General features: G+C 44.3%; 22 protein-coding genes. 7 read left to right on the forward strand and 15 right to left on the reverse strand.

Annotation, left to right across the window (positions count from 1 at the left end):
* The first annotated feature begins 338 nt into the window (after positions 1–338).
* Together ACLHG7_RS11005 and ACLHG7_RS11010 are read left to right on the forward strand one after the other, a co-directional pair.
* The gene (locus ACLHG7_RS11005) at positions 339–545 is read left to right on the forward strand and encodes an antitoxin MazE family protein (protein ID WP_228254917.1); all 207 of its coding nucleotides are present in this window, start codon (positions 339–341) and stop codon (positions 543–545) included.
* Entirely contained in the window at positions 542–892 is a 351-nt protein-coding gene (locus ACLHG7_RS11010; protein WP_410211072.1) for a type II toxin-antitoxin system PemK/MazF family toxin, read from the forward strand. Before ACLHG7_RS11005 ends, ACLHG7_RS11010 begins: the two co-directional genes overlap by 4 nt.
* Before the next feature lie 69 nt (positions 893–961).
* Here the strand turns inward: ACLHG7_RS11010 and ACLHG7_RS11015 are convergent, their stop codons facing one another.
* Positions 962–1,702 carry a phosphoadenylyl-sulfate reductase gene (locus tag ACLHG7_RS11015; RefSeq protein ID WP_410211073.1) on the reverse strand — a complete coding sequence of 247 codons (741 nt, stop codon included), beginning with the start codon at positions 1,700–1,702 and terminating at the stop codon, positions 962–964.
* A gap of 272 nt (positions 1,703–1,974) precedes the next feature.
* Between ACLHG7_RS11015 and thrH the strand changes: the two genes are divergently transcribed.
* Both thrH and ACLHG7_RS11025 read left to right on the forward strand, forming a co-directional pair.
* Complete coding sequence (thrH, locus tag ACLHG7_RS11020) at positions 1,975–2,592, forward strand: bifunctional phosphoserine phosphatase/homoserine phosphotransferase ThrH (RefSeq protein WP_114898735.1); 618 nt, start codon at positions 1,975–1,977, stop codon at positions 2,590–2,592.
* 316 nt (positions 2,593–2,908) lie between these two features.
* On the forward strand, positions 2,909–3,250 hold the full coding sequence (locus ACLHG7_RS11025; protein ID WP_410211074.1) for a hypothetical protein: 342 nt from the start codon (positions 2,909–2,911) through the stop codon (positions 3,248–3,250).
* A gap of 90 nt (positions 3,251–3,340) precedes the next feature.
* Here the strand turns inward: ACLHG7_RS11025 and ACLHG7_RS11030 are convergent, their stop codons facing one another.
* A complete protein-coding gene (locus tag ACLHG7_RS11030; RefSeq protein ID WP_410211075.1) occupies positions 3,341–5,047 on the reverse strand; it encodes an FMN-binding glutamate synthase family protein in 1,707 nt (568 codons plus the stop codon).
* Positions 5,048–5,372: 325 nt separating this feature from the next.
* Here ACLHG7_RS11030 and argJ point away from each other — a divergent pair, with 325 nt between their 5' ends.
* Positions 5,373–6,593 (forward strand): bifunctional glutamate N-acetyltransferase/amino-acid acetyltransferase ArgJ, encoded by a 1,221-nt coding sequence (gene argJ, locus ACLHG7_RS11035; protein WP_410211076.1) that lies wholly within the window; start codon positions 5,373–5,375, stop codon positions 6,591–6,593.
* Positions 6,594–6,659: 66 nt separating this feature from the next.
* Here the strand turns inward: argJ and ACLHG7_RS11040 are convergent, their stop codons facing one another.
* The 11 genes from ACLHG7_RS11040 to ACLHG7_RS11090 form a co-directional block, all read right to left on the reverse strand.
* A complete protein-coding gene (locus ACLHG7_RS11040; RefSeq protein WP_410211077.1) occupies positions 6,660–7,553 on the reverse strand; it encodes a hypothetical protein in 894 nt (297 codons plus the stop codon).
* The gene (gene phnX, locus ACLHG7_RS11045; RefSeq protein ID WP_410211078.1) at positions 7,554–8,384 is read right to left on the reverse strand and encodes a phosphonoacetaldehyde hydrolase; all 831 of its coding nucleotides are present in this window, start codon (positions 8,382–8,384) and stop codon (positions 7,554–7,556) included.
* A gap of 33 nt (positions 8,385–8,417) precedes the next feature.
* On the reverse strand, positions 8,418–9,014 hold the full coding sequence (locus tag ACLHG7_RS11050) for an HD domain-containing protein (RefSeq protein WP_410211079.1): 597 nt from the start codon (positions 9,012–9,014) through the stop codon (positions 8,418–8,420).
* Complete coding sequence (gene phnW, locus ACLHG7_RS11055) at positions 9,011–10,150, reverse strand: 2-aminoethylphosphonate--pyruvate transaminase (protein ID WP_410211080.1); 1,140 nt, start codon at positions 10,148–10,150, stop codon at positions 9,011–9,013. Before phnW ends, ACLHG7_RS11050 begins: the two co-directional genes overlap by 4 nt.
* A 171-nt stretch (positions 10,151–10,321) precedes the next feature.
* On the reverse strand, positions 10,322–11,485 hold the full coding sequence (locus ACLHG7_RS11060) for a TIGR03364 family FAD-dependent oxidoreductase (RefSeq protein ID WP_410211081.1): 1,164 nt from the start codon (positions 11,483–11,485) through the stop codon (positions 10,322–10,324).
* A gap of 86 nt (positions 11,486–11,571) precedes the next feature.
* A complete protein-coding gene (locus ACLHG7_RS11065; RefSeq protein WP_410211082.1) occupies positions 11,572–12,744 on the reverse strand; it encodes an OprO/OprP family phosphate-selective porin in 1,173 nt (390 codons plus the stop codon).
* 245 nt (positions 12,745–12,989) lie between these two features.
* Positions 12,990–14,699 carry a putative 2-aminoethylphosphonate ABC transporter permease subunit gene (locus ACLHG7_RS11070; protein ID WP_410211083.1) on the reverse strand — a complete coding sequence of 570 codons (1,710 nt, stop codon included), beginning with the start codon at positions 14,697–14,699 and terminating at the stop codon, positions 12,990–12,992.
* Entirely contained in the window at positions 14,693–15,946 is a 1,254-nt protein-coding gene (locus tag ACLHG7_RS11075; RefSeq protein WP_410211084.1) for a putative 2-aminoethylphosphonate ABC transporter ATP-binding protein, read from the reverse strand. Before ACLHG7_RS11075 ends, ACLHG7_RS11070 begins: the two co-directional genes overlap by 7 nt.
* Before the next feature lie 174 nt (positions 15,947–16,120).
* A complete protein-coding gene (locus tag ACLHG7_RS11080; RefSeq protein WP_410211246.1) occupies positions 16,121–17,146 on the reverse strand; it encodes a putative 2-aminoethylphosphonate ABC transporter substrate-binding protein in 1,026 nt (341 codons plus the stop codon).
* 194 nt (positions 17,147–17,340) lie between these two features.
* On the reverse strand, positions 17,341–18,087 hold the full coding sequence (locus tag ACLHG7_RS11085; protein ID WP_410211085.1) for a UTRA domain-containing protein: 747 nt from the start codon (positions 18,085–18,087) through the stop codon (positions 17,341–17,343).
* Positions 18,088–18,236: 149 nt separating this feature from the next.
* On the reverse strand, positions 18,237–19,163 hold the full coding sequence (locus ACLHG7_RS11090; RefSeq protein ID WP_410211086.1) for a LysR family transcriptional regulator: 927 nt from the start codon (positions 19,161–19,163) through the stop codon (positions 18,237–18,239).
* 136 nt (positions 19,164–19,299) lie between these two features.
* Between ACLHG7_RS11090 and ACLHG7_RS11095 the strand changes: the two genes are divergently transcribed.
* Positions 19,300–20,058, forward strand: a complete 759-nt coding sequence (locus ACLHG7_RS11095; RefSeq protein WP_410211087.1) for a 3-oxoacyl-ACP reductase family protein — start codon at positions 19,300–19,302, stop codon at positions 20,056–20,058.
* A 105-nt stretch (positions 20,059–20,163) separates the two neighbouring features.
* On the opposite strand, the gene ACLHG7_RS11100 is transcribed toward ACLHG7_RS11095, so the two are convergent.
* Both ACLHG7_RS11100 and ACLHG7_RS11105 read right to left on the reverse strand, forming a co-directional pair.
* Positions 20,164–21,348: a DUF1501 domain-containing protein gene (locus ACLHG7_RS11100; protein WP_410211088.1), complete on the reverse strand. Its 1,185-nt coding sequence runs from the start codon at positions 21,346–21,348 to the stop codon at positions 20,164–20,166.
* 12 nt (positions 21,349–21,360) lie between these two features.
* Entirely contained in the window at positions 21,361–22,986 is a 1,626-nt protein-coding gene (locus tag ACLHG7_RS11105) for a DUF1800 domain-containing protein (RefSeq protein ID WP_410211089.1), read from the reverse strand.
* A gap of 497 nt (positions 22,987–23,483) precedes the next feature.
* Between ACLHG7_RS11105 and ACLHG7_RS11110 the strand changes: the two genes are divergently transcribed.
* Positions 23,484–25,688, forward strand: a complete 2,205-nt coding sequence (locus ACLHG7_RS11110) for an OsmC domain/YcaO domain-containing protein (protein WP_410211090.1) — start codon at positions 23,484–23,486, stop codon at positions 25,686–25,688.
* The last annotated feature ends 87 nt before the right edge of the window (positions 25,689–25,775 follow it).

A 25,775-nucleotide genomic window follows, 5' to 3' on the forward strand; every position in this document is an offset into this window, starting at 1 on the left:
CATCCTACGCGTTAGGTTTTCCTAAAGTTCCCTAAAGGAAACCTTATTCCGCACTATTGTCGCAGCGAATACCCATTTAAATGTGTTATTATCGGTTTGGTGAATAATAACATTAAAAATCGATATTAAATCGATAAATATTTACCAATTAATTGAATATATTAAATATTTTAAAATCATGTAACTGTGCTATACATTTTAATTTTTAGTTTCATGAAACTTTTTTTTAATTTAAATACATGAAACATTACGGTTTCGAGTGCAAATTTGTTGCATGCAACTTAAATTTGTTTTATAAATAGGACCTAAAGGATTCAAAGAGCGATGCGGCTATGCGCATGAGTGTTGCTGAAAGAGTGCAAAAACATCGGGAGGCTCTGCGTGCATCAGGGCTACGACCCGTACAGATATGGGTGGCAGATACTCGGCAGAAAGGTTTTGCTGAGGAGTGTCGTCGTCAATCGCTGTCTATTCAGGGTGCCGCGCTTGAACGCGAGGTTGCAGGCTGGCTAGATGTGTTTGGGGATCAGGAGGGCTGGCATTGACCAGTGAACTAGTCGAATCGACTTTTAAGCGTGGTGATATCGTCACCGTAGCAGTACAAGGTGATTACCGAGTACGTCGCCCTGCGCTTGTCATACAGTCAAATTTATTTTCTGTGCACCCTTCAATCGTCATCTTACCGATTACCGACGAGCGACTTGAAGCTCCTTTGTTTCGTGTTCCCGTTGAGCCGAGTGAGTTAAATGGCTTACTCCAAGCTTCGCAAGTTATGGTGGATAAGCCACAGACTCTTGCTCGAGATAAGATTGGAGAGGTTGTAGGGCAATTGGATCCTGATATTCTGCAAGCGGTCGATCGCGCGTTAATTGTTTTTCTGGGATTTGCTTAAAGCCTTTTAAGTTCCAAATTAAAAAAGCCGCATCACTTCGATGCGGCTTTTTTTGTTCTGCACAGAAGCTTATTTGCCTTCAATGTTCCCGGCATGTAGACCACATTCTTTTTTAGTCGCTTCTTCCCACCACCAACGACCTTCACGCTCATGCTGGTTTGGTAGTACTGGGCGTGTACAAGGCTCACATCCGATGGAAATAAAACCACGTTCGTGCAACGGATTGTATGGAATCTCCATCATGCGGATATAATTCCAAACTTCAGCACTGGTCCAATTGGCAAGAGGGTTATATTTAATCAGTGATTTTCCTTCGCCGCTAAAGCCGGGATCAGGTTGAATCACCGGAACTTCTGAACGTGTGCCAGGGCTTTGATCCTTACGCTGGCCTGTAATCCAACCGTCTAACGTTGCGAGTTTTTTTCGTAAGGGTTGAATCTTGCGTACGCCGCAGCATTCTTTATGATCATCTACATAAAAACTAAATAAGCCCTTTGCATTCACCATGGCTTGGACAGGACCAGGCTCAGGGAAGCAAATTTCAATGGTGATGCCGTAATGCTTACGCACAGTTTCGAGGTATTGATAGGTCTCGACATGTAGGCGACCGGTGTCCAAACTGAATACACGAAATGGCTTACCCGAGCGATGGGCCATATCAATAAGCACCACATCTTCAGCACCGCTAAATGAAATTGCGATTTCGCCTTCTTGGCTTAATGCAAGTTCTACGATTTTTTGTGGTGATTGATCATTGTATTCTTGAGCAAGTGCATCCACTTGATCGATGGTTGGAATTACAGCACTCATGGAGGCTCCTAGCGGCTGGCTTGGGTGATAATTTGCAAGGCGTATATTCTACTCAATCACACTGAAAACTGACAGAGCTATTGTGAAGATCGTCATAATGGAGTGAGTTTGCTATTCAAATCAGGGAATAAATGTCGCTTATTATGGAAGATGAACGCTATTTTAATACGAATATGCTGGTGTGCATGGACGAATGATTCAATCCATTGTAGAGTGCGCCCATATTTTTTTTTCATTCGATACATTCATCATTTGTTTAAGGGGAGTGCGGCATGGAATTGGTCTGTTTAGATTTGGAGGGGGTGTTGGTTCCAGAAATTTGGATTAATTTCGCAAAAAAAGTCGGCATCAAAGAACTAGAAGCCACAACTCGTGATATTCCCGATTACGATGTATTAATGACTCAGCGTTTACGTATTCTACGTGAACACAATTTGGGTTTGCCAGATATCCAGGCGGTCATTGCAGATATGGGGCCCTTTGAAGGAGCGCGTGAGTTTGTAGAATGGGTGCGCACTCATTTTCAATTGATTATTTTGTCGGATACCTTTTATGAGTTTGCACATCCTTTAATGCGTCAATTGGGCTGGCCAACCATTTTCTGTCATAAATTAGAGTCTGATGCCAATGGCATGATTACGGACTACAAACTTCGTCAACCTGATCAGAAGCGTCAAGCCGTTAAAGCATTGCATGGTTTGAACTTTCGCGTGATTGCTGCGGGTGACTCATACAATGATACAACGATGCTCGGTGAAGCAGACCATGGGTTCTTATTTGATGCACCCGCAAACGTGATTGCGGAATTCCCACAATTTGAAGCGCTGCATGGTTATGAAGCGTTAAAACAAAAAATTCGTGAAGTCTCACAACGCGATATCCCAAATTAATTTTCCTTGTGTTTTTGATTTAAAAAGCCAGCATATAGATGCTGGCTTTTTTATGATCAGTACCAATGATGTCAGATCAAAATCAAGAAAAAATGCATTACACAAAAGGTGAGTATTATTCACAATTGAAGTCTTTTCTTCACATTGCAGATATGTTGTTGCACAACATACAAATACAAGTTACAGCAATTCTTTTTATGTGGGTTCATACTTTTTTTAAGGAACATTTGGCCTTGTTCTCGTCATTCATTTGAATGAGTTAAAAGTAAGTGCGGAACAATGCCGATGATGCATTTTTAAAGTCGAGGGGCTTGATATGAACAATCTCAAATTAGTATTAATGGCAGCCAGTACTGCCGGCGCGCTCAGCCTATCCGCTTGTGTGGTTGCTCCATATCCAAGGTACGCATACCAAACTACGGATGATATTGTTGTAGATGCAGCACCGCCAGCACCTTACACTGAAGTGATCCCTACGATCCCTTATCCTGGCGCTATTTGGATTGGTGGATATTGGGGATGGTCAGGTGGTAGACATACTTGGATACCAGGCCGTTATGAGCATGGTCGTCCAGGCTATTTCTATCATCAGTCTAGTTGGGGACGTGATGGAGGTGGTCGATACCACTTCCACAGAGGAGGTTGGGCGAGACGTTAAACTCCCCAAAAAAAATCCGATTCCCAAAATCAAAAAAAGTGCATTATCAAAATGCACTTTTTTTGATTTTGGGAATAAATTGACAAGATTTTATGAGTGACTGACCAACTCAACCCGCTGATTTGCTGGTGATTCGGTTCCATGAGGAATTAAATAGCCTGCATTGGGATTAAACGTATCAGGATTGGCCATTGCCCACAATTGAGTATAGACATCAGACTGCTCTTCACCTGTGATCAGGCTGCTATCTTTTAAGAAATAGTAGTGCTTTGAGAACAGTCGAATCTGTCCATCGGGTCCGCGCCTAATCACATGGTAAGGTTCCAAATCATCAGGATGAGTCACACCGACAGCGCCCATAATTTCCGCGAGTGCGGCCAGCGTTCCTTCATGGAAGTTTTTAACGCGCTGTGCTTTGTCTGGAACAACCAATGCTTGTTGGCGATAAGGATCTTGCGTTGCGACACCTGTTGGGCAGCGATCTGTATTACAAGAGCGAGATTGAATACATCCCAATGCAAACATAAAACCACGTGCGCTATTACACCAATCTGCACCAAGAGCCAGCATACGTGCAACATCAAAGCCGCTAATGATTTTGCCGCTAACGCCGACCCGAATTTTGTCACGAATTCCTGCGCCAACCAGCGTGTTATGCACCATCAGAAAACCATCACGTAGCGGCATGCCGATATGATCCATGAATTCAACATCTGCTGCACCAGTGCCGCCTTCAGCACCATCCACAACAATAAAGTCTGGATAAGTATCGGTGAGTAGCATGGCTTTTACTATTGCCATAAACTCCCACGGATGCCCAATGCATAATTTAAAACCGACTGGTTTGCCACCTGAAAGATCGCGTAATTGCTTAATAAAAGCAATGAGCTCGCGAGGTGTAGTAAACGCGGTATGCGCTGGTGGTGAGACACAATCTTGTGCGACAGGAATACCCCGGGTTCGTGCAATTTCTGGGGTGACTTTACCTGCAGGAAGGAGCCCTCCAAGTCCAGGCTTGGCACCTTGACTGATTTTGATTTCAATCATCTTAACTTGTGGGTTGGTTGCTTTACTTTGGAATTCTTCAGGATCAAATTTTCCCTCTAAAGTTCGACAACCAAAATAGCCGGAGGCAATCTCCCAGACGATGTCACCTTTTGATTCAAGGTGATAAGGACTCATCGACCCCTCGCCTGTGTCATGGTAAAAGTTGCCAAGTTCAGCCCCTCGATTCAATGCACGGATCGCATTGGCTGAGAGTGCTCCGAAGCTCATAGCGGATATATTAAACACAGAGCAAGAGTAGGGCTGTAGGCAGTCTTTTCCGCCGATTACGATACGGAAATCATGATCTTTTAAGGTCATGGCACCAATAGACTGAGTCATCCATTCGCTGCCTCCTTCGTATAAGTTACTGATGGTGCCAAAAGCACGCGTATCATTCTCTTTCTTTGCGCGTTGATAGACAAGTGAACGCTGATCACGGGAAAATGGCAATTCGTCAGTATCACTTTCAATGAAATATTGACGAATCTCTGGTCGGAATTCTTCGAATAGAAATCGCATATGTCCGATAATCGGATAATTACGCAAGATCGCATGATGACTTTGAAATCGATCACGAAATCCCAGTACAACAAATGCGCCTGTAATTAATGCTAACCACCAAACATGTTCATAAATGCATAGGATTGTGAAAAGGGTAAAAATAATCCAGACCGCATAGCGGGCGATGGGAGAAGCTCTGGTTTTGTGTGTCGGAGAGATTTGATGCTCTGCGATTTTTTTGTCCGTCATAACTCTAATCCTGCATGTATTCTGGCAATAGTGTGGCTGGTGCTATGGAGTAGTATCTTGACCGAGGAAAAACGTGCCTAAGTATGCCAAACTAAAATGAAAAAGCGCCAGCAGAATTCAGTGACTTTATGCAACTGGGGCGCTTGGTAAAACAACAGCGATAATCTATCTTTTTATTGTTTCATTCCTGTATTTAATTAATCATCAATGATATGAACCTCTGCCAGTGAAGCAAAATCTGCTGCATAATATCGACACTTTTGAGAGATCAATTTTTAAGGTCATTACTCTCTTTTTCACTGTTCAATACATAAAGGAAAATATCATGGCAGTTGGCGATTTACAGATGCCGGTAATGCAACCTGTTCAAGGTGTTCGCATCGGGATAGCTGAAAGCTATATCCGTTATCAAAACCGTCGCGATCTGGTTGTCTTTGAACTTGCAGAAGGCTCAACTACTGCTGCTGTGTTTACTCAAAACTCATTTTGTGCAGCTCCTGTACTCGTGGCTCGCGAGCATTTGAGTCTAAATAGTCCTCGTTTTTTAGTGATCAATACCGGTAATGCCAATGCGGGAACGGGACCACAGGGTCTTAAAAATGCAAATGCATCTTGTGAAGCACTTGCGGCATTAACACAAATCCAAAGCAATCAAATCTTACCTTTTTCTACAGGCGTGATTGGAGAGCAACTTCCGATTGATCGTTTAGTTGCGGGATTACCTGCTGCATTAAAAGCTCTCGATGAGAATGCATGGACCGAAGCTGCACATGGCATCATGACTACGGATACCTTACCAAAAGGTGCCAGTGAAATCCTCATGCTGAATGGTGATACGTACACCATTACTGGTATTAGCAAAGGCGCGGGTATGATCCGTCCGAATATGGCGACGATGCTGAGCTTTGTTGCAACCGATGCACCAATTGCGCGTGATGTACTACAAACACTCTTGACCAATGCAGTCAACCAGTCTTTTAACCGCATCACCATTGATGGTGATACATCAACCAATGACGCCTGTGTATTGGTTGCAACAGGAAAAGCGGGTGGCGATGTTTTATCATCAGTGACCGATGATCGCTATAGTGACTTTGAGGCAGCTTTTAACCGTGTCTTCTTGCGCTTAGCACAACTCATTGTGCGCGATGGAGAAGGTGCAACCAAGTTTATGACTGTGCGCGTGGAGGGTGGGGCGAATACTCAAGAGTGCTGTGATGTTGCATACCGTGTGGCGCATTCACCACTGATTAAAACTGCTTTCTTTGCTTCTGACCCGAACTGGGGCCGCATTGTTTGTGCGATTGGTAATGCCGGTGTAAACAACCTTGCTGTTTCCAATGTCCAAGTGTTTTTGGATGATGTGCAGATTGTAAAAAATGGCGGTGCAAACCCAGAGTACACCGAAGCTGCTGGGGCGGCCGTTATGGCTCAGCCTGAAATTGGCATCCGCATTAGCTTAGGTCGCGGAGAGGCTGTAGATACGGTGTGGACCTGTGACTTCTCGTATGACTATGTGAAGATCAACGCAGATTACCGTTCTTAATCATCAGAAAAAAGCCCTCAATTGAGGGCTTTTTTGTATATTAAATCTATTTTTATTTGATTTTTTTTAGCTATTTATCACAATCATGACAAGTCCGAGCAATAAGAATAGATTCGAAAATACTCCCTTTAGACTGATCTTTTCGTGTAAGAAAACAATGCTCAAAAACACACCGATCGGAATGCTGAGCTGTCTAAATGCTACCGCGTAGCTGACATTCGTCACGAGCATATAGCTCAAAAGCACTAAAGCATAAGTGATAAACATCATCACACCTGCCAAAAAAGCAGTTTTGGCATGGATTTGATAAGTGTCTTTAAGTTTAATGCGCTGAATTTTGGAAAAGAAAATACAGGCAAGAAAAACCATCGTTGCCCATGCTTCACAACTTGCATAAAACAGCATCAGATGCCACTTTGGCTCGCGAGGATACCAGTCCTGCAGGCGCTGTAAAGCATGATAATCGATTAATGAATACGCAACCGTACCCAATGCTGCAATGACTGCAAAGCCTATTGCGATCACTTGACTTGATTCAGAGTGATGGATTCTAACGAGGCTCAGCATTGCCATGACCACGATCACCATACCGCAAATTGCAGCGAAATCGAGTTCTCCGTTTAAGAATATGACACTGCCTAAGGGAACTAGTAATACGGGTAATGCACGGGCAAGCGGATAACTCAGCCCAAATGCACCATGCTGATAAGTTCCTGCTAAGCCAATAAAATAGACCCCTTGTGCAATTCCTGTCGCACAAACAAATAGCCAGAAAAAAGATGGAAGCTCGGTAAACCAGCGCCCAAAATAAACCAGAAAGGGTAGAGAAACCGCTGCAGTAGCAACGGTCGTCAGGGAGTAGAATGTCACCCCAGCTTGTCCAGCACGCTTACCAAAAAGATTCCAAGACGCATGCGCTATTGCAGAAAGGGTGAGGAGCAATAGCGCTATGAACGACATCTATGGTTTCTCTCCGATAGCCAAACGACATTCGATATCATCCAATACAGGAATCAAATCAGCGATGCTATCGATGACATAGTGGGCTCCGGAGGCTGCAAGCTTTTGATATGATTTAGCGCGATATTGTTCTTGCTCTTCAGTGGATAGGGCTGACCATGCCTCTAAACTCAAACCGACTTCATTACCACTAATCGCTACACCAACTGTCCAGCACCCTGCATTTAGCCCTTCTTCAATACCGACAGGTGTATCATCTACTTTAACGACTGCTGCAATATTCTGCACGCCCAGTGCCATTAGATTTTTCCACAGCATATCTGGGTATGGGCGCCCCCGCTCAACATCGCTGGCTGTGACAGTAGCATCAGGGGTAAACCCTTGATTACTGACTTCTGGTAATAGCACATCCAGCATGATTCGAGCGTAACCCGTATTGCTGCCGATTTTATAGCCTCGTGTGCGAATTTCAGCAAAAGTTTCCAGTGCGCCTGGTAATAATTGGGCACATCGAGGGATAGATTTCAATTGATAAGGAATGAAGTCGTGATAAAGACGATCGATATCTGCCGTTGTAGATGGTTGTCCATAATGTTTTTGCCACTCAGCAGCTACGCGCGGCATCGCCAGCAAAGCCGCCACATGCTCACGCTTTTCTAGACCCATTGGCACACGCGCTTCTTGCTCGGTAATCGGTACAGCGTTTTCTTCAAATAACGCCATAAATGCTAGAATCGGGGCGCGCGATCCAAAATCCACAGTCGTACCAGCCCAATCAAAAACAATCGCTTGCAGCGATCCGGTGTACTGGCGGTGATAACGGTAAGACATATAAACCTCAAGTTTTTTAACAGTTGATTGAATTTAAATAGATTGATTAAGGATCATTTTCTTTAAGAGCGGACGATAAGATTGAAGACCCGCGGGTTTTGCATCGGTTTTCTTGGCATAGTCATCTAGCGTGCGTAATGCCACAGCTTCCTCAAACCAGCGCGAGTTTTGGAAGGCTGTCACCTGTTCAGAACTCATGAGGCCACCTTGCAACGCCAGACTTAAAAGCGATGCATGACTTAAACTGCTGTGATAGTCAGGATCTACCGTGCAGCGATAACGCTTGACTGCCACATGGAGTGCAATAGGAACATACACCGATTCCGGAAAGACTTGTGCCAGCCATGCTGAACCACGCTGCTCATGTTTGGTGTCTATCCCTTGTGCGGCAACATCTTTTGGCTCATCGCCCAATAAGTGACCGATATCATGTAATAACGCAGCTCCGACCAAATGCTCTGGGTAGTTCATATCCACTGCAAGCTGGGCACTTTGCAGCATATGATCTAACTGACTGATGCCCTCACCATAGTGAGCGCTGCCGCGGCTCTGCATCAGTAAGAAAAGTTGATCGAGCCAAGCATCAATCAACTCAGGTTTTATAAGCATTTGTTCGCGGGTGAAATTCATGCTGAAATCGGTTCCATGTTGAAGTCGATGCATACGTCTTTCATTGCCATAAGCAAGAGCTTTATATCAGCAGGATAAACCTCGCCAATATTACCGATGCGGAAACAATCCAGATCCGTTACTTTGCCAGGGTAAATGACAAAACCATGGGTCTTGAGCTGTTCATAGAGATGACTAAATGAAAAATTTTCAATCTGAGGATATCGAAACGTGGTGATGATCGGAGAGTGCCAGGCTAAGTTTTCAACGACGAGTTTGAATCCTAAAGCCAACATGCCATCAACAAGCAGGCGTTGATTTTCCTGATATCTTGCATGGCGGGCTGTTATACCACCTTCCTGCTCAAGCTCAAGCATCGCTTGATAAAAAGCATGTACCACGTGTGTTGGTGAGGTGAAGCGCCACTTGCCATTTTGCTGCTCCATGGTTTGCCATTGATCAAAAAGATCCAAACTGACTGAGCGCGCAATGCCGGCACATTCTAATAAGGTCTTACGTTTTGAGATCACGAAACCAAAACCCGGTACCCCTTGAATACATTTATTGGCGCTAGAGATCAAAAAATCGATGTCCCAATCGGCAACATCGATTGGTAGACCCGCAAAGGAGCTCATTGCATCCACGATCCAGATTTTTCCTGCGTCTTTAACGACACTGCCAATTTCTTGCACGGGGTTCAGCATTCCAGTTGTTGTTTCACAATGGACACAAGCAACATGAGTAATATCTGATTCTTGCAATAAGCGTTCGGCAACTAATTCAGGCGTAGGGCGATCAAGTTCAGACACGCGAAGTACAGAGATGGCGATTTGCATGCGGGTTGCCATTTGCACCATGCGTTCGCCATATGCGCCATTGGCAATAATCAATAGACGACCAGAATGGGGTACGACGGAGCCAAGAACGGATTCTACTGAAAAGCTGCCACTACCTTGCATCAACACTGCCGTGTAATCCGTGGTGTTGGCTGTAGCTAATGCGACGAGTCTGGTGCGGATGTCTTGAATAAGGTTGTTATATTCAGCATCCCATGTGCACCAATCACGGAGCATGGCTGCCTTCACCGTTGCCGATGTCGATAAAGGGCCTGGGGTAAGTAATAAATAAGGGTGTGCAGGTAAATCAAGAATAGCCATAGATCGAGACACCGTAGAAATAAACACGCTGTGTAAACCGAATAAAAATGTATTTTATTGGCGTTATTGATTAAAGTAATTTAGCACAAATCCAATCTGGTATAAACCAGATTGGATGAAGCGTAATATTAAATATTTATGAAAATTTGCACAAAAATATCCATATATCATTTATAAAATATTGTTTTTAAGGAAATTAAGCATAAAACCAGGTCCAGTTGTCATACCTTTTCCAGCAATGGCACAGACAATATGAATGTTGGGATCGGGTTCTACTACGAGCACCTGCTCTGTTGGATGAGTGAGATAGTATCCATTCCAGCTTTCTTGGATTTCTGGCAGCTTTATGCCTAACTGTTCATGGCAGTAGCCAGTGATAAATCGATTGAGTGCTTCTCGCTGATGGAATTGTGGCGGCTCATCCAACGTATGATATTCATGGCTATCGCCAATAATTAAACAGCCATCTGCTGTCTGCTTAATCAAAATATGTATGCCGTAGGCATCCACAATTGTCGGTACCGAAGCCATCATCAGTGCGCCGAAGCTGGGGCAGATTTCAAATGCAGGGTAACGGCGTATTGATAATCCTGAATATATGGAGGCGTTCAAAGGTTGATGAAAGGGTAATGTCTTAGCCATTTGCAGGGTACATCGTTTCAAGCCTGCCTGTTTAAGTACATCTGGGTAAAGAATGTCTGTGATATCCCCATGGGTGATCAGAATTTTTTTGGCAGAGAAATATTGTCCGTCTGCGAGTGTCAGCGAAACATGATTGTCCGCACTTTTGACTTGGGTGACACAAGATTGAGTTAAAACACGAATGTTGTGATGTGCACGTGCAACACTGAGTAGTGCAGTACCGATTTGGCTTGGTTCAACTGAATAATCTTCAGGCAGTAATAACCCACCTTTTAACCGATCAGGAACGAGATATTGATAATCCTGTGTAAGCTGCTCTTTGCTGAGCAATCGACTCGGAATAGCATAATCTGGCGAGATATCCGCAAATTCTTGTAGAACTTGCCATTCCTCATGGGTATTGGCGAGATATAAACCGTCGCGTTGCTGAAATGAAATATTGGTTTCAGCTTGAGTTTCTTGATAAAACTTTCGCGATTCGAGAGCATATTGTCGCCAGATACCACAGGGATGGGCGAGTGTAGAAGTACCAATCATCCCAAAGTTACGCCTAGTCGCACCCACAGGCGAAACATTTCTTTCAAAGATAATGACGCGTAAACCAGCATTTGCCGCTTGAATCGCCGCAGATAAACCTAAAATCCCAGCACCGACAATTAATAAATCGGCTAATCGTTCAGAAGGTGAACTCATTGCAAAAATACTCATGTATGATAAATAATGCTGGGCAAATAGACATTCAGTCATTTGCCCAGTGGAGAGCCTACAAAGAGGATCTTTTAGAAGTTATATTGCAGACGGAATGCCGCAGACTTTCCGGTTTCATCTGCACCCGCAACAGCAACGTTGTCAGTGGTAATGTCTTGGATGTTAAACATGGCTTTGACATTTTTATTGGCGTACCAATTGATACCCAGCAGGTATACATTGGCTTCTTTGCTGATCCCTTGATCTCCAGTCACATGCTGATAACGTGCGACAAGTTCCCATGCACCATATGAGTTAACAGGGCTGATATTAGTAAACTTACCTGCTTTAGCTTTATAGCCACGTGACTCACCCGTCAGTGTGTATGTGCCCATGACATAGTATGACGATACTTTGGCATCAACAGTTTTAGCATCAGCACTCCCTAAGTTTCGGCGCAGGTACTCGCTTTGAATAGAGAAAGGACCATTCATATAAGCCGCTTCAAGTACGCCGGAACGATCTGAATCAAAGTTGCCAGTGGCAAAGGTGATACCATCAGATTTTTTCGCACCAAGCGTACTGCTGGCACTGAATTGGCTCGCATCGATGTTGGCATCATCCAGAGAAATACCCAGATGAAGTACTTGGTCTTTTTCAGCAATTGGTGCATAGGTAAAACGACCATCATAACCATAACGCGTATTTTTTGATGGACTGGTGTCGCCGTTATCATAGATAGACGCACCCCAACTCATATGGCTATTACCATTACTGAATTCCAACTGCTGGCTAGATTCAGTATCGCCGGCATTAGTCAGATCCCAGATTGCTGCACGTTCAATCGTAGAAATCGCACCTGAACTGGTTGATTGTTCTAAGCCAAAAGGGCGAACGGCACGACCGAAGGTGATGTCAGCTAGACTCCATCCTGTATATTTCAAGTAGAAGGTATCCCATTCAAAATGAGCGCCACTGCCTTGGTCGCCAGTTCCGTTCATCACTGCTTCAAAGTACCAATCTTTATAGGCTGTACCTGTGACTCCAAAGTAACCACGACGGATGTAAGTATCTGTGCGCGATTTATCTTGAGTCGCGTTATTGAGTACGCCATTTGAATAAGACGTATCTAAATTGAGACGCCCCGTTACATCAAAGCTAAATTGACCATCTGCAGTTCTGGCTCCAAATCCACCATCCGTTTTAAGAATGATGTCTGGACCTTCGGTTGATACTACCCCCGCATTAGCCGTAGAAACTGTCATCCCCAGACAGATCGATATTGCTAGTACATTTAAATTAAAAAGATTTTTCACAACATTCCCCTAAATTTTTGAATAAAAAAACATGGACCACTAAAAAAACATCTACAACACTGGATGCCTAAAACTTTCTTTCAGGCGTAAAAAACCACTTCTTTCGATGACTCGAAAAAAATTGAATAAAACGAGGGTTTGGAAACTTAAATGACGCTAGATGTTAAGCATCGTCAATAAAAATGCTTTTAAACTTATCCATCCTCTTGGCGCCAACGTTGAGTGCGTTTTAAGAGTTGACTCGTGATGAGCCAATGTAGAACTTTAACACCCAAAGAGGTTGCCAGAATCAGCACACCCATCGCAGCAGCTGGCGCGGTATCACCGGCATCATCCATATTCAAGATGGCCACTGAAGCAAGGGTTGTGTCGGGTGAATATAAAAATATGGCAGCTGAAACAGTAGTCATGGCATTGACAAAGAAATAGACCGAAATATCAAGCACCGCAGGTAAACATACTGGTAAATAGACTCGCCAGAAAGTAGTTGGCACTGATACACCCAATGACATTGCCGCACTATCTAGCTGAGTGGGTAGCTGCTTTAAAGCTGTCAGTGCTGTTAAATGGGGCACCGTGTAATAATGAACTACGGTGGATAGGACTAATATTGCCAGAGTACCGTATAGGAAATTCAGTGGATTATTTGGATGGTTAAAGAAGAAGATATAAGCAATACCTAATACCAATCCAGGAATGGCCATGGGTAATAATGCTAATCCTTGGAGTAGATTCTTCAGTAATACGAGATCTTTTAATCGCTGGCTACTAAAGGCCGCAATAAATACAAAGACGGTACCAATGATTGTCACTAAACAGGCGAGTTTGAGTGAGTTGAAATAGGATTTCCACCCCCCGCCATCTACAAACTCAAAATGGTAGTGCATGAGGCCCATACTTAAATCATAAGGCCAGTACTTGGCAAATGATGCAAACACTGCCGTACCTACTACCGCTAGTAGACATAGGGCTACGCCTGAGCAAAAAACCAAGAGGACTGCTGTTTTCCATGGGTCTTTCTTGGCTTGATATGGACGTGCTTCTTGCTGTTGCAGACGCTCTTGAGATTGCTTTTGGACACGATCAATAACAAAAGCAAGTAGAGCGGGTATTAACAACATCAAAGATACAACAGCTCCCATACTGAAATTCTGCTGGCCAATAATCTGTTTGTACACATCCAAAGCCATCATGTTGTACGAGCCGCCAATGACTTTGGGAATACCGAAATCAGTCAAGACATAGGTAAATGCCACCATCGTTGCACTGAGCAATCCATAGCGAATGGCGGGAAACATGACTTTGATATGCGTTCGAATCGCGCCTGCACCCAAACTGCGACTGGCTTCAAACAAACGCGCATCTAAGCCACGGAATGCCGGAACCATGATCATAAGTACAGATGGAAACAACCAGAAACAATAGCCCATCAAAATCCCAATGGGGCCATAAATCTCTGCAGTTCCAAGCCAAAATTTCAGCATACCTTGGTGGCCAAAGAGATAAACCAATGCAATTGCGGGTAATAAAGACGGAGCCAGAATGGGCAAGAGCGCAATAAGCCGAAAGAAACCCTTGAAAGGAATGCGACTACTCGTAATTGCATAAGCATAGATAGTTGCGATGATCAATGTGATCATCGTCGCAGTCGATGCAATAACTAATGAATGAGCAATCGAACTGGTCAATGCCGGATTTGAAAAATAAAGCGTAAAATTATTGAGGCCAACATAGTGATCATTTCGATCGAATAATGCTTTGAAAAAAAGCATCATTAATGGGAAAAGAACCAGTATGGTCAAGATCAGACATTGGCTCACCAATACCGCGGAAGGTAATGACAGGGTAAATTTTTGTCTTTGATTCAGCGTTTGATCATTGGGTGACAAAGCAGAATTTAGCATAATGTCTGTCCTGCTTGATCGAAAACGTGGAGTTGAGTTTCATCAAGTGAAATGTGCACTAGATCAAAGAGACCACCGGCATGATGATGCGTCGTGTCTATTTGTATTAAATATTCCTTTGGTCGAGTGCCACCAGCTTGTTGCCCTCGAATTGCCACCGTTAAACGCGTCTGGGCGCCTAAGAATTCTTTTGCAGTCAAATGCACCGGTAAAATGATTGATTGTTGTTCAACTGCGTTTGAATGAACCAGTGATGCGGCTTCAGGGCGAAAACCAATTTCTACTTCAGTATTGGCAGGAAGATCAACTGACTTACGGAGTGATAGACGTAAGTGCCCTGCAACCAATAACTCCGTCCTAGATAATACTTTGGCGGGTAAAAAATTCATTTGCCCGATAAAGTTTGCAACAAAGCGGGTTTTAGGATGGTGATAAATATCTTCTGGCGTACCAATCTGTTCAATAACACCATGATTCATTACCACAATCCGATCTGCCATCGTCAATGCTTCTTCTTGATCATGTGTAACCAGAATCGTTGGCATGTGTAGGCGTTGTTGCAATGAGCGAATTTCCTGACGCAAATGCAGTCGTACTCGTGCATCAAGTGCGGATAAAGGTTCATCCAGTAAGAGAATGTCTGGTTCAGGTGCTATGGCACGAGCCAGCGCGACACGTTGTTGTTGACCACCTGATAGCTGTAGCGGATACTTTTGTTCCGATCCCGTGAGACCGACCAAGGCAAGTAATTCGATTACACGTGCTTGACGCGATGACTTACTCCAACGCTTGCCGATGAGCCCATAGGCGATATTTTCGGCTATGGTCAAATTAGGAAATAGTGCGTAATGCTGAAAGACGATCCCGCAGCGGCGTTTTTCAGTTTTAAGATGGCTAATATCCTCACCATTTTTTAATATCTGTCCTTGATCGATCCGATCAAGGCCTGCAATCAGGCGCAGTAATGTTGTTTTACCGCAACCCGAAGGGCCCAGGAAGCAAAGTAGTTCACCTTTGCGAAGCTCTAAATCAATATGATTCAGCGCTGTAAATTGTTTAAATCGTTTGTGTACACCACGGATTTCTAATGCAACGTGATGACGTTGCAGATCTAACGATATTGCATTGTGATGCGAGGTTAATGTACTTAAATCTGGCATAGGGTGATCAAATAAGCTGGCATGAATCTCTGTAGACTGAATCTCGGACTGTGCGTGTTCCGGCTCACCTGGTGAGTTTTTTTTCATTGTGTCCACCATATAATCCACCCTTTGACCTTATGGTCTTACAAATAATGAGCCAACTATCTTCTTAAAAAATTAAAAAGAACACAGCTGAAAAAATGGACATACTCAGCTGTGTTTTGAGTTTAAATATTCTCATTCAAGCAACTAATGAGTTGAAGCGTTCGTTATAAACGATTATTTTGGTTCAGATTTACTGTCATAACGTTTAGACCATTCCGCCAAAATCTGGTCACGATTTTTGGCAGCCCATTCAAAATTATTTTTAATCATGAGCGTGTTAACATTTGCAGGGCGGAATTTAATTGGTTTTGCGACACCAGGATATGCAACAACGGCAAAGTTATCGGCATAAGCTTCATTGGCTTCTTTGCTGACACTCCAATCAATAAATTTTTGGGCATCGGATAAATTCTTGGTGCCTTTAACAATCGCTGAAGCTTCCAAATCCCAGCCTAAGCCTTCTTTAGGAAATACGATTTCTAAAGGTGCGCCTTTTTCTTTAAGCTGGGATGCACGGTATCCGAATGAAATACCGATCACGGCTTCACCTTGAGCTGCCATTTTGCAAGGCTTTGAGCCCGAGTGCGTATACTGTGCGATATTTTGATGTAGTGCATCCATATAAGCCCAGCCTTTCTTGTCACCAAGGGTCTGAAGCCATGCAGAAACATCCAAATAGCCTGTACCACTTGACGCTGGATTTGGCATAACGACCAAACCTTTGTAGATCGGCTTAGTCAAATCGGCCCAAGACGTTGGTAATGGTAACTTGCGTGCATTGAGTTCAACGGTATTCACACATACGGCAGACTCCCATGCATCCATTCCGGTCCATGTCGGCACTTTCTTTGGACTGACGTAGAGTTTATTGAGTTTTTCTACACCTTTAGGCGCATATGGCAAAAGCATGTTTTGCTGATCCATCAGCATAAGACTTGTGACTGCAAGGCCGGTAATGACATCGGCTTGAGGATTTGCTTTTTCAGCCAATAAGCGGGCAGTGATCACACCTGTTGAGTCGCGAACCCATTTAACACTTAAATCTGGGTAGGCTTGTTTGAGCTTGGCCTCATAGGCGACAAGTTGATCGGCTTCAAGCGCTGTATAAACGGTAATTTGCCCAGCGGTGGCTAAGCTGCATGACAAAGCTATCGATGTAATTGTCGTTGTTAGCATCAAGTGTTTAAATATTGAATTCATCATTGCACCCCCTAAAAAAATTAAAAATGATCACTGCATTTCCTTCTACGAGGCATTAAAACAGCATAATATGACAAATTGATGAATCTGGTATAAACCAGATTGAGTTAAACAAAAGTTCCTTACAAACAAAAAAAGAGAGCAAAAAGTGCTCTCTTTTAAAGGTAATAAATATAAATTACAATAGGTTAAATCTATTCCGACTGTTCTTTACGGGCTTCTAAACTGATCTCGAGCACATCATGCAGCCAATATTCTTGATCAACATCCGTAATCCTTCCATGTTGATCATGATTACTACGGCAGATATATAATCCAGAAGTTCCAGGCGACACAAGGAGGTGGCGTGCTTGTGATGCAGATAACGATGACGGATAAAGATTCATTTTTACCCGTGTCAATTCAACTGAGTAAAACTGACTCATTACTTCGGTGATTGAATGGTTCAATGGGTTATTCAAAAAATCAGGAAAGAACGCAGCATTAATTCGCAAATGTTCAACCATGACAGGGCGACCATCAATGAATCGACGACGCCAAATTGAATAGACTGGATCACCAACATTAATTGCTAAATGTTTGGCGGCCCAGTCTGAAGCACCGATCAACTCAGCAGAAATGAGTTCAGTGGTTGGAATACGTCCTTGAGCGGTCACATACTGCATAAAGCTCTTGGTACTTCTCGGGTTGTAAATAACACGGGGAGGGCTGACAAACCAGCCACGACGATCTAGTCGATAGATTAAGCCTTCTGTTTCTAGAGCCAGCAGCGCTTCTCGGGCAGCGACCCGAGTCGTATTAAAGCTCTCTGACAGTTCACGTTCGGAAGGGAGCTTGGCGCTAGCGATCAATTCACCCGTCTCAATACGGGCCGCCAAAGAGTCACGGATATGCACGTATTGTGGAGCACGTGGTAAGGCAGATACAGGATCTAATTGCATCTTTATACTCATAGATTAACAACTTTAAATATTTTAAGACTTTTACGCAATCAAGCACGTTAACCGATTGTGTCCTCATGGTAAATATTAAAATGGTTCAGGACATGCTTCGTCATCAAAATTTCACATTTACTTTGGAGTATGAATCTCTAGTACGCTGTAAACCGCTCGGCCAACTTCTGGGTGCGGAAATGCTCAACCACGAAGTCTATAAAGACCCGTGTTTTAGCGGGTAATAATCGCTGTGCTGCGAAGTAAAGTGAAAGTGAACCACCATCCACATACCAGTCAGGCAACACCCGAATCAGGGCTCTACTTTCTAAAAAAGGTAACGCATTGGGCAGACTGACTAATGCAATACCTAGACCCATTTGTGCACATTGGCAAGCGGCTTCTGGATCACTTAAGGTCATGCGCGTGCGCAAGGTTACAGGAGTTTGTTCATTGGACTGATTGCGCAGCGGCCAGGGTCGTACTCGTCCAGTCTGAGGGGATCGAATATAAATACCATCAAAGTGAGCCAGATCATCAGGTGAACGAGGAGGGTGTTTATCTTCAAAATAGTGAGGAGCCGCCACAAGAACTCGATGTGCAGGTGCGAGTTCTCTAGCAATAACACCAGGTGGAAGTTCAAAACCACCGCCTATCGCCGCGTCAAAACCTTCTGCAATAAGATCAATTTGGCGATTTTCAAAATGCCAGTCAGGCGAGATTGCAGGGTAGGTTTCTAAGAAAGGCTCAAGTAATGGCACCAGATAGGTTCGTCCAAAACCAGTACCCATGCTCACCTTAAGCATACCTGCAGGCTGTCCCCCGACATTTGAAAGATTGGCAATTGCAGATTGAATAGAAGATAGTCCGCCAGAGATTTCTTGCAGAAAATGCTCTCCAGCTTCTGTCAGCGTCAAGCTTCGTGTGCTGCGATGAAATAAGCGTACGCCAAGCCCGCTTTCAAGTCGTGCAACGTTTTTACCGACTGCTGCTGAGGTCATCCCTAGGCGTCTAGCCGCCTCTGAAAAGCTTCCAGCCTCTGCACTGCGTACAAAGCACTGCATGCCGACCATCGTCTCCATCATGCCACTTTAAACCTTTAGTATGAATTGAATGCGTCTATTTGCAACTAGTAACGACATAATGATCATTGGATACTGTCTCTGTCAATACGCAGTTCGTCAATTTGAAGGGCTGTATTATCTAATACGGAGAAGGATCATGTCAGTTCATTCTGAAAACGCAGTACTCACTCATCAAGTCGCTTTTATACAAGGTGGTTCACGCGGTATAGGTGCGGCCATCGCGAAAAGGCTAGCAAAGAATGGTGCAATCGTCGCACTGACTTATAACAGCTCCCCTGACCATGCAAATAAAGTCGTAAAAGAAATTGAAGTCGCGGGCGGAAGGGCACTGGCTATTCGTGCAGACAGTGCAGATGCCGAAGCAATTAAAGATGCGATTCAACTTACCGTTAAAACGTTTAATCGCTTGGATATATTGGTCAACAATGCAGGTGTATTGGCAATAGCGCCATTGGCTGATTTTAGCCTTGAGGACTTTGATCGTACGCTTGCGATTAATGTACGCAGCGTGTTTGTTGCTGCACAAGAAGCAGTGAAGTATATGACTGATGGTGGTCGTATAATCAACATTGGTAGTACCAATGCTGAACGCATGCCGTTTGCCGGCGGTGGACCTTATGCCATGAGTAAATCCGCACTAGTGGGTTTAACAAAGGGCTTGGCACGTGATCTAGGTCCACGCGGGATTACAATTAACAACGTACAGCCAGGACCCGTTGATACGGATATGAACCCCGCAAATAGTGATTTTGCAGACTCCTTGCGGGCGATGATGCCGATAGGCCGTTATGGTAAGGATGAGGAAATTGCTGGATTTGTGGCTTATTTAGCAAGTCCTGAAGCGGCGTATATTACCGGTGCAAGTTTGACCATTGATGGTGGATTTGCCGCTTAAAAGAGATATCTCTCAGCGTAAAAGATCTCTGACTCAGGCAGTCTATAGCGAAACCTGAGTCAGAGATTATTTAAAGTGATACTGCATTGCTTTAATTATAGGTGCCTAAGTGATATTTCGAACACCATGTCCAGGAAAGATGAGACTTAGCTGCTGCTGATTCAGTCCATAAATATGTCGCATGGAATGCCCCAGTAAATCACGCCAATCCACCAAAACGGGTAGATCGCGGTTTTCATTTAAGGCTTGATCTGAAAGCCCATGAAATCCACCAAGCATTTTTCCGCCCTGAATATTACCACCTAGGAGTAATGCAAGTCCTCCATGCCCATGATCCGTGCCTAGAGTGCCATTCTCTCGCACCGTACGACCAAATTCGGTCATCACGATCACATGGGTACGACTCCATTCTTCTGCTCCTAAGGACTCTTTTAATGCTATTAAGCCTTCGGAGAAATTAACAAGGGAACGCGTTAAGATACCATCCTCTGAAACATGGGTATCAAATCCACCCAGATCAATGAAAGCCAGAGACAATTTCTGGTTTGCGCGAAGCAACCGTCCCATCTGACCAGCAATCTTTGGAAAGCCATTGACCGCAGCCGCGCCGCGCGCGGCGGTAACATCCATCCCTATGCTGGATTCAATCTGTGTTTCAGTTGTGATCGCTTGTTGGAGTGCTTGACCAGTCTTTGTATTTTGATTGGCAAGAAGAATGGCCTCTCGGAGGCGACCAGAAGGTAGCTTGAGCCCAGTGCCAGTGAGCGGTGCGATTTCAGGAGGCGTGTCTAGTCCTTGAAAACTAAGCGGGACTTGTTGAGTGAAACTGATCGCTTCATCCGACCCACCGAGTACCTTGGCTGTACGCGCCATAAAGCCGCTACTGCCATGAGGTTGTCCTGTTCCTAATTCGAATAAATCCTGAGCTTGAAAATGGCTACGGCTTTTATCCGTAGTGCCTGCACATGGCGCGAAGGATAATTCACCTGTATTAAATAATTCAGCAAGTTTGGCGCATGAGGGATGAGCCGCAAAGCCTGTTTGGCCTAATCGAATACCACTTGCAAGTACAGTTTTTGACAGAGTAGGGCGTAGGATAGGGAGCTGAGGATCATCGATAGGAGCAATGGCAAATAGTCCATCTAAGCCGCCACGTTGAAAAATGACAATCACTCGGCCATTCGCTGAACCCGAAGGACTTTCGAATCCGAAGGCTTGATGAACACTTAAACTGAGCGTTGTGGCACTGGCTGCAAGCGCAAGTTTTAGGAACTCTCGACGGTGAATCATTGATCTATTCTCCTATCTCTTCATGAATTCTGGGCTAGTCAATAGCAGAACGATTTTCTCAGGATCTGATAGCCCATATTCAGCAGCTTGCGTGTTATTTGAAATTGGCCCAACGAGTTGAGTGACAGTATTTAAGTCTGGCTGACAAGAAATCCCTTTTGCCGGGTTTGGGGTAGGTGTTGCCTGAGTCATGGACATAGGTGAAGACATGGCAGAGGTTGCAGTAGGGGGAGTTAAATTACTCTCCGCTTTACTGACTAGAGGCACTTTACCCATTGCGATGGCTACTGCAAAACGCGTGCGCTCTGCCATTGCAGCAGGCGAGAGCCAGTCGGATTCTGTCGCGCCATAACCATCAGGCGTGCTATGCATAAAAGGTGCTTCTCCCATATCCTTGGCATTAAAAACAAGAATAGACGGGTTCCCGATAGGCATGCCAGAGCAAGTCGTGCGAGCGGCAGATAAAATAAAATCCAAAGGTTCTTTAAATTTCAATGGGTTTGACAAGGATGCTGCAAATCCAGAGGATGTCATGAGCGGTATTAATGTTGCTGAGATTCGACCGTAACTCTGTAGGTAAGCGTTCGTCATAGCTTTGACGAGAGCAGGCGGTGGATTATCCGATAGAAACTGACGCGCCAGCTTCAAGGCAATGTGATGTGCTGTCGCAGGATGCGTCGCAAGAATGTGCAATGCGCGGTCGATTTCATCTAGACCGTGACCTGCAGGAAAAGTATTGCCAAGGAAGGTTTTAGAACCAAAATCGTGTCTTCTGGGATCAAAGAGAAAAATTCCTTTGCGTATGGCGCCCGCTTTAGATAAAGCCTGATCCTGCATTTTGGGTGTGTAGATACCAGCACCCGTGATAATACGTGCTAATTCTTGCACATCATTCTGACTATAGCCAGCATCTACGCCGAGTGTGTGAAGCTCCATCAACTCGCGCGCTAAATTTTCATTGATTCCAGTCGGTTTTCCACGCGCTGCAACGATAGTACCCGTGATAGAACTAGGCGCTGTAGATTGGAAATTATCAAGATAAATTTGCATTGCCGCGTGATAAAAGCTTGCGCGTAACAACGACTCAAATGAGTCGTCGCGCATAGCCCATTCAAGTGCGTTGCTATAGTCCCAAACGAGTAATTTGTCATAGTCTTTTGGCCCATAGATCGAGAAGTGATTCAGCCAAAATGAAAGTAATGCTTCATGGCCTTGATTATCTGAATTAGCCATAGTCAACAATCTCGCTTGGATTGTTGCATCCATATATTGGTTTTCAGTCTGTTGTACCAGTTTGCGGGCTTCTGGATCTAGTGGCTTATCTCTTAATGTACCGCCCGGCCCGTATTGACTCCACATAACTGATGTAGAACAACTGATGGGCAGAGATTGGATTTGAGTTACGATTGGAGCGGGTAGATGAGACACTCCCTGAATTGAGTGCATGAGATATTGACGCGGCGTTTGATGCATAGCGGCTTTTAGACTTGATTCATCCGCGCCATAGCCGAATCGACTTAGCATTGCTCTAGCGGTGGGTTCATCCATTTTCTGATCAATTTCAAAATTTGCCCACACAGAATTTCCCAAAGACATCGCGAGAAGCAATGCCAAAATTGCAAATCGCCGATTGATCATGCCGATGCATCCAGAAAAATTTTCAATTGCAATGATTGTAGCGCTGAAGCTAGACACTATAGTGCGAGAGATTGTGTGGTGAAATGAAATGGAGTGTAGTGATTAGAGATAAATTGTGGAGGATTAAATTGTCTATGGGGGCGCTAATACTAGCTTTAGTCGCGGTCTATTAGCCGATTTGAAAGGTGATTGTCACGTGGGGGCTACTCCTGATTAATTAATTTGAAATAAACTGATCAAAATCTTTGTTTAAGTCATTCTTACTTTTAGAATCTTCTATAAATAATCTGTAAATACAGACAAAAATTACTAATTAAGCAAAATAATTCTGTAAAATCGCACATCATTGCAAGAACCACGCGCTAAGTGAGAATACTGAAGCTTTGGCTCTGCACATTCTTTTTTCAAGTCAATTTCTTATCCGTGATTCGGCTTATATCTCAATATTTGGATTTCTTTGTGCCAGTGGCGACATAGAGAAATAGTTAGGTGCCCGCATGGAAATAAAAGTCAATTTTCTCGACAAACTTCGACTTGAAGCTAAGTTTGATGACTTCACAGTAGTGGCTGATCAACCTATTCGCTACAAGGGCGATGGTTCAGCACCGGGACCGTTTGACTATTTTTTAGCTTCGTCGGCGTTATGTGCGGCGTACTTTGTAAAGTTGTACTGCGAAACTCGTAATATTCCCACCGACAACATTCGCTTGTCGCAAAACAACATTGTTGATCCAGAAAACCGCTACAAACAGATTATTAAAATTCAGGTTGAGCTGCCACCCGATATTTCCGACAAAGACCGCCAAGGGATTGTGCGTTGGATTGATCGCTGTACAGTAAAAAAAGTAGTGCAAGCTGGCCCAGAATTTGTGATTGAACACGTTGAAAATATTGATGCCGACGCACAAGCGTTATTGATGCCCGGCTTAGCTTCAGAAAGTAGTACTTATATTCCAGGTAAAGACCTGCCGTTAGAAGAAACCATTGCCAATATGTCTGGCATTTTGGCAGGTTTGGGCATGAAGATTGAAATCGCTTCGTGGCGTAACATTGTTCCCAATGTATGGTCTTTAAACATTCGCGATGCGCAATCTCCCATGTGCTTTACCAATGGCAAGGGCTCGACCAAAGAAAGTGCTTTAGCGTCAGCTTTGGGCGAGTTCATTGAGCGTTTAAACTGTAACTTCTTCTATAACGATCAGTTCTGGGGTGAAGACATCGCTAATGCCGATTTTGTGCATTATCCCAATGAAAAATGGTTCAAACCGGGACCTACGGATGCACTGCCAAAAGAAATTCTCGACGAGTACTGCTTAGAGATTTACAACCCAGATGATGAATTACGTGGCTCACATTTGTACGATACCAACTCAGGTAATGTAGAGCGCGGCATTTGTTCACTGCCGTTTGTACGTCAGTCGGATGGCGAGGTGGTGTATTTCCCATCGAACCTGATCGAAAATCTTTTTCTTAGCAATGGCATGAGTGCCGGTAATACGTTGGTAGAAGCTCAAGTACAGTGCTTATCGGAAATTTTTGAACGTGCGGTGAAGCGTGAAATTCTGGAAGGCGAAATGGCGCTGCCCGATGTCCCCCAGGCAGTTTTGGACAAATATCCTAGTATTCTGGCGGGTATTAAGGCATTGGAAGAGCAGGGCTTTCCAATATTGGTGAAGGATGCCTCGTTGGGTGGGAAGTATCCTGTGATGTGCGTCACCTTGATGAACCCACGTACGGGCGGTGTATTTGCTTCTTTCGGGGCACACCCAAACTTTGAGGTGGCACTGGAACGCAGTCTTACGGAATTACTGCAAGGCCGTAGTTTTGAGGGCTTGAACGATTTACCTCAGCCTACTTTTGAAAGTAACGCGGTGACTGAGCCAAATAATTTTGTTGAACACTTTATTGATTCCAGCGGTGTGGTGTCATGGCGCTTTTTCAGTGCCAAAGCTGATTTTGATTTTGTGGAATGGGATTTTTCAGGCTGGGGAGGAGATCCCAATGCAGAGGAGGCTGAAGCGCTATTCGGTATCCTCGAAGACATGGGCAAAGAAGTATATATGGCCGTGTATGAGCATTTAGGCGCAACGGCCTGCCGTATTTTGGTTCCCGATTATTCAGAGATATATCTGGTAGAAGATTTGATCTGGGATAACACTAACAAGGCGCTAGTGTTCCGCGCTGATATTTTAAACTTGCATCGCTTGGATGATGGGAGCCTGAAAGCGCTGCTTGAACGTTTAGACGACAGTGAACTCGATGATTACACCGAAATAACCACATTGATCGGTATCGAATTTGACGACAACACCGCATGGGGTCAATTAACGATTCTAGAGTTAAAGTTGCTGATTCATCTTGCTTTGAAGCAGTTCGAAGAAGCCAAAGAACTAGTGGAAGCCTTCCTGCAGTACAACACCAATACGGTTGAACGCGGATTGTTTTATCAGTGCTTGAACGTGGTATTGGAAGTCCAACTTGACGATGAGCTTGAGCTGGATGATTACATCATCAATTTCCGACGGATGTTTGGCAACGCGCGGATGGACGCTGTGCTGGGATCTTTGGACGGCAGCGTGCGCTTTTTTGGTTTAGCGCCCACCAGTATGAAACTTGAGGGTTTAGATCGGCATCTGCGATTAATCGACAGCTACAAGAAACTTCATATGGCGCGGGCTAAAATGGCGGCTTTATCGGGTTAGGCTTACGAGTCATGGTTGGAGAAACCACAATTTTCTCAAGCTTGGACTAATTGGAAAGCTGAATATTCATTTATACAGAATGGCGCA

This window comes from Aquirhabdus sp., from assembly GCF_046462495.1.
In the GTDB taxonomy this organism is placed as follows: domain Bacteria; phylum Pseudomonadota; class Gammaproteobacteria; order Pseudomonadales; family Moraxellaceae; genus Aquirhabdus.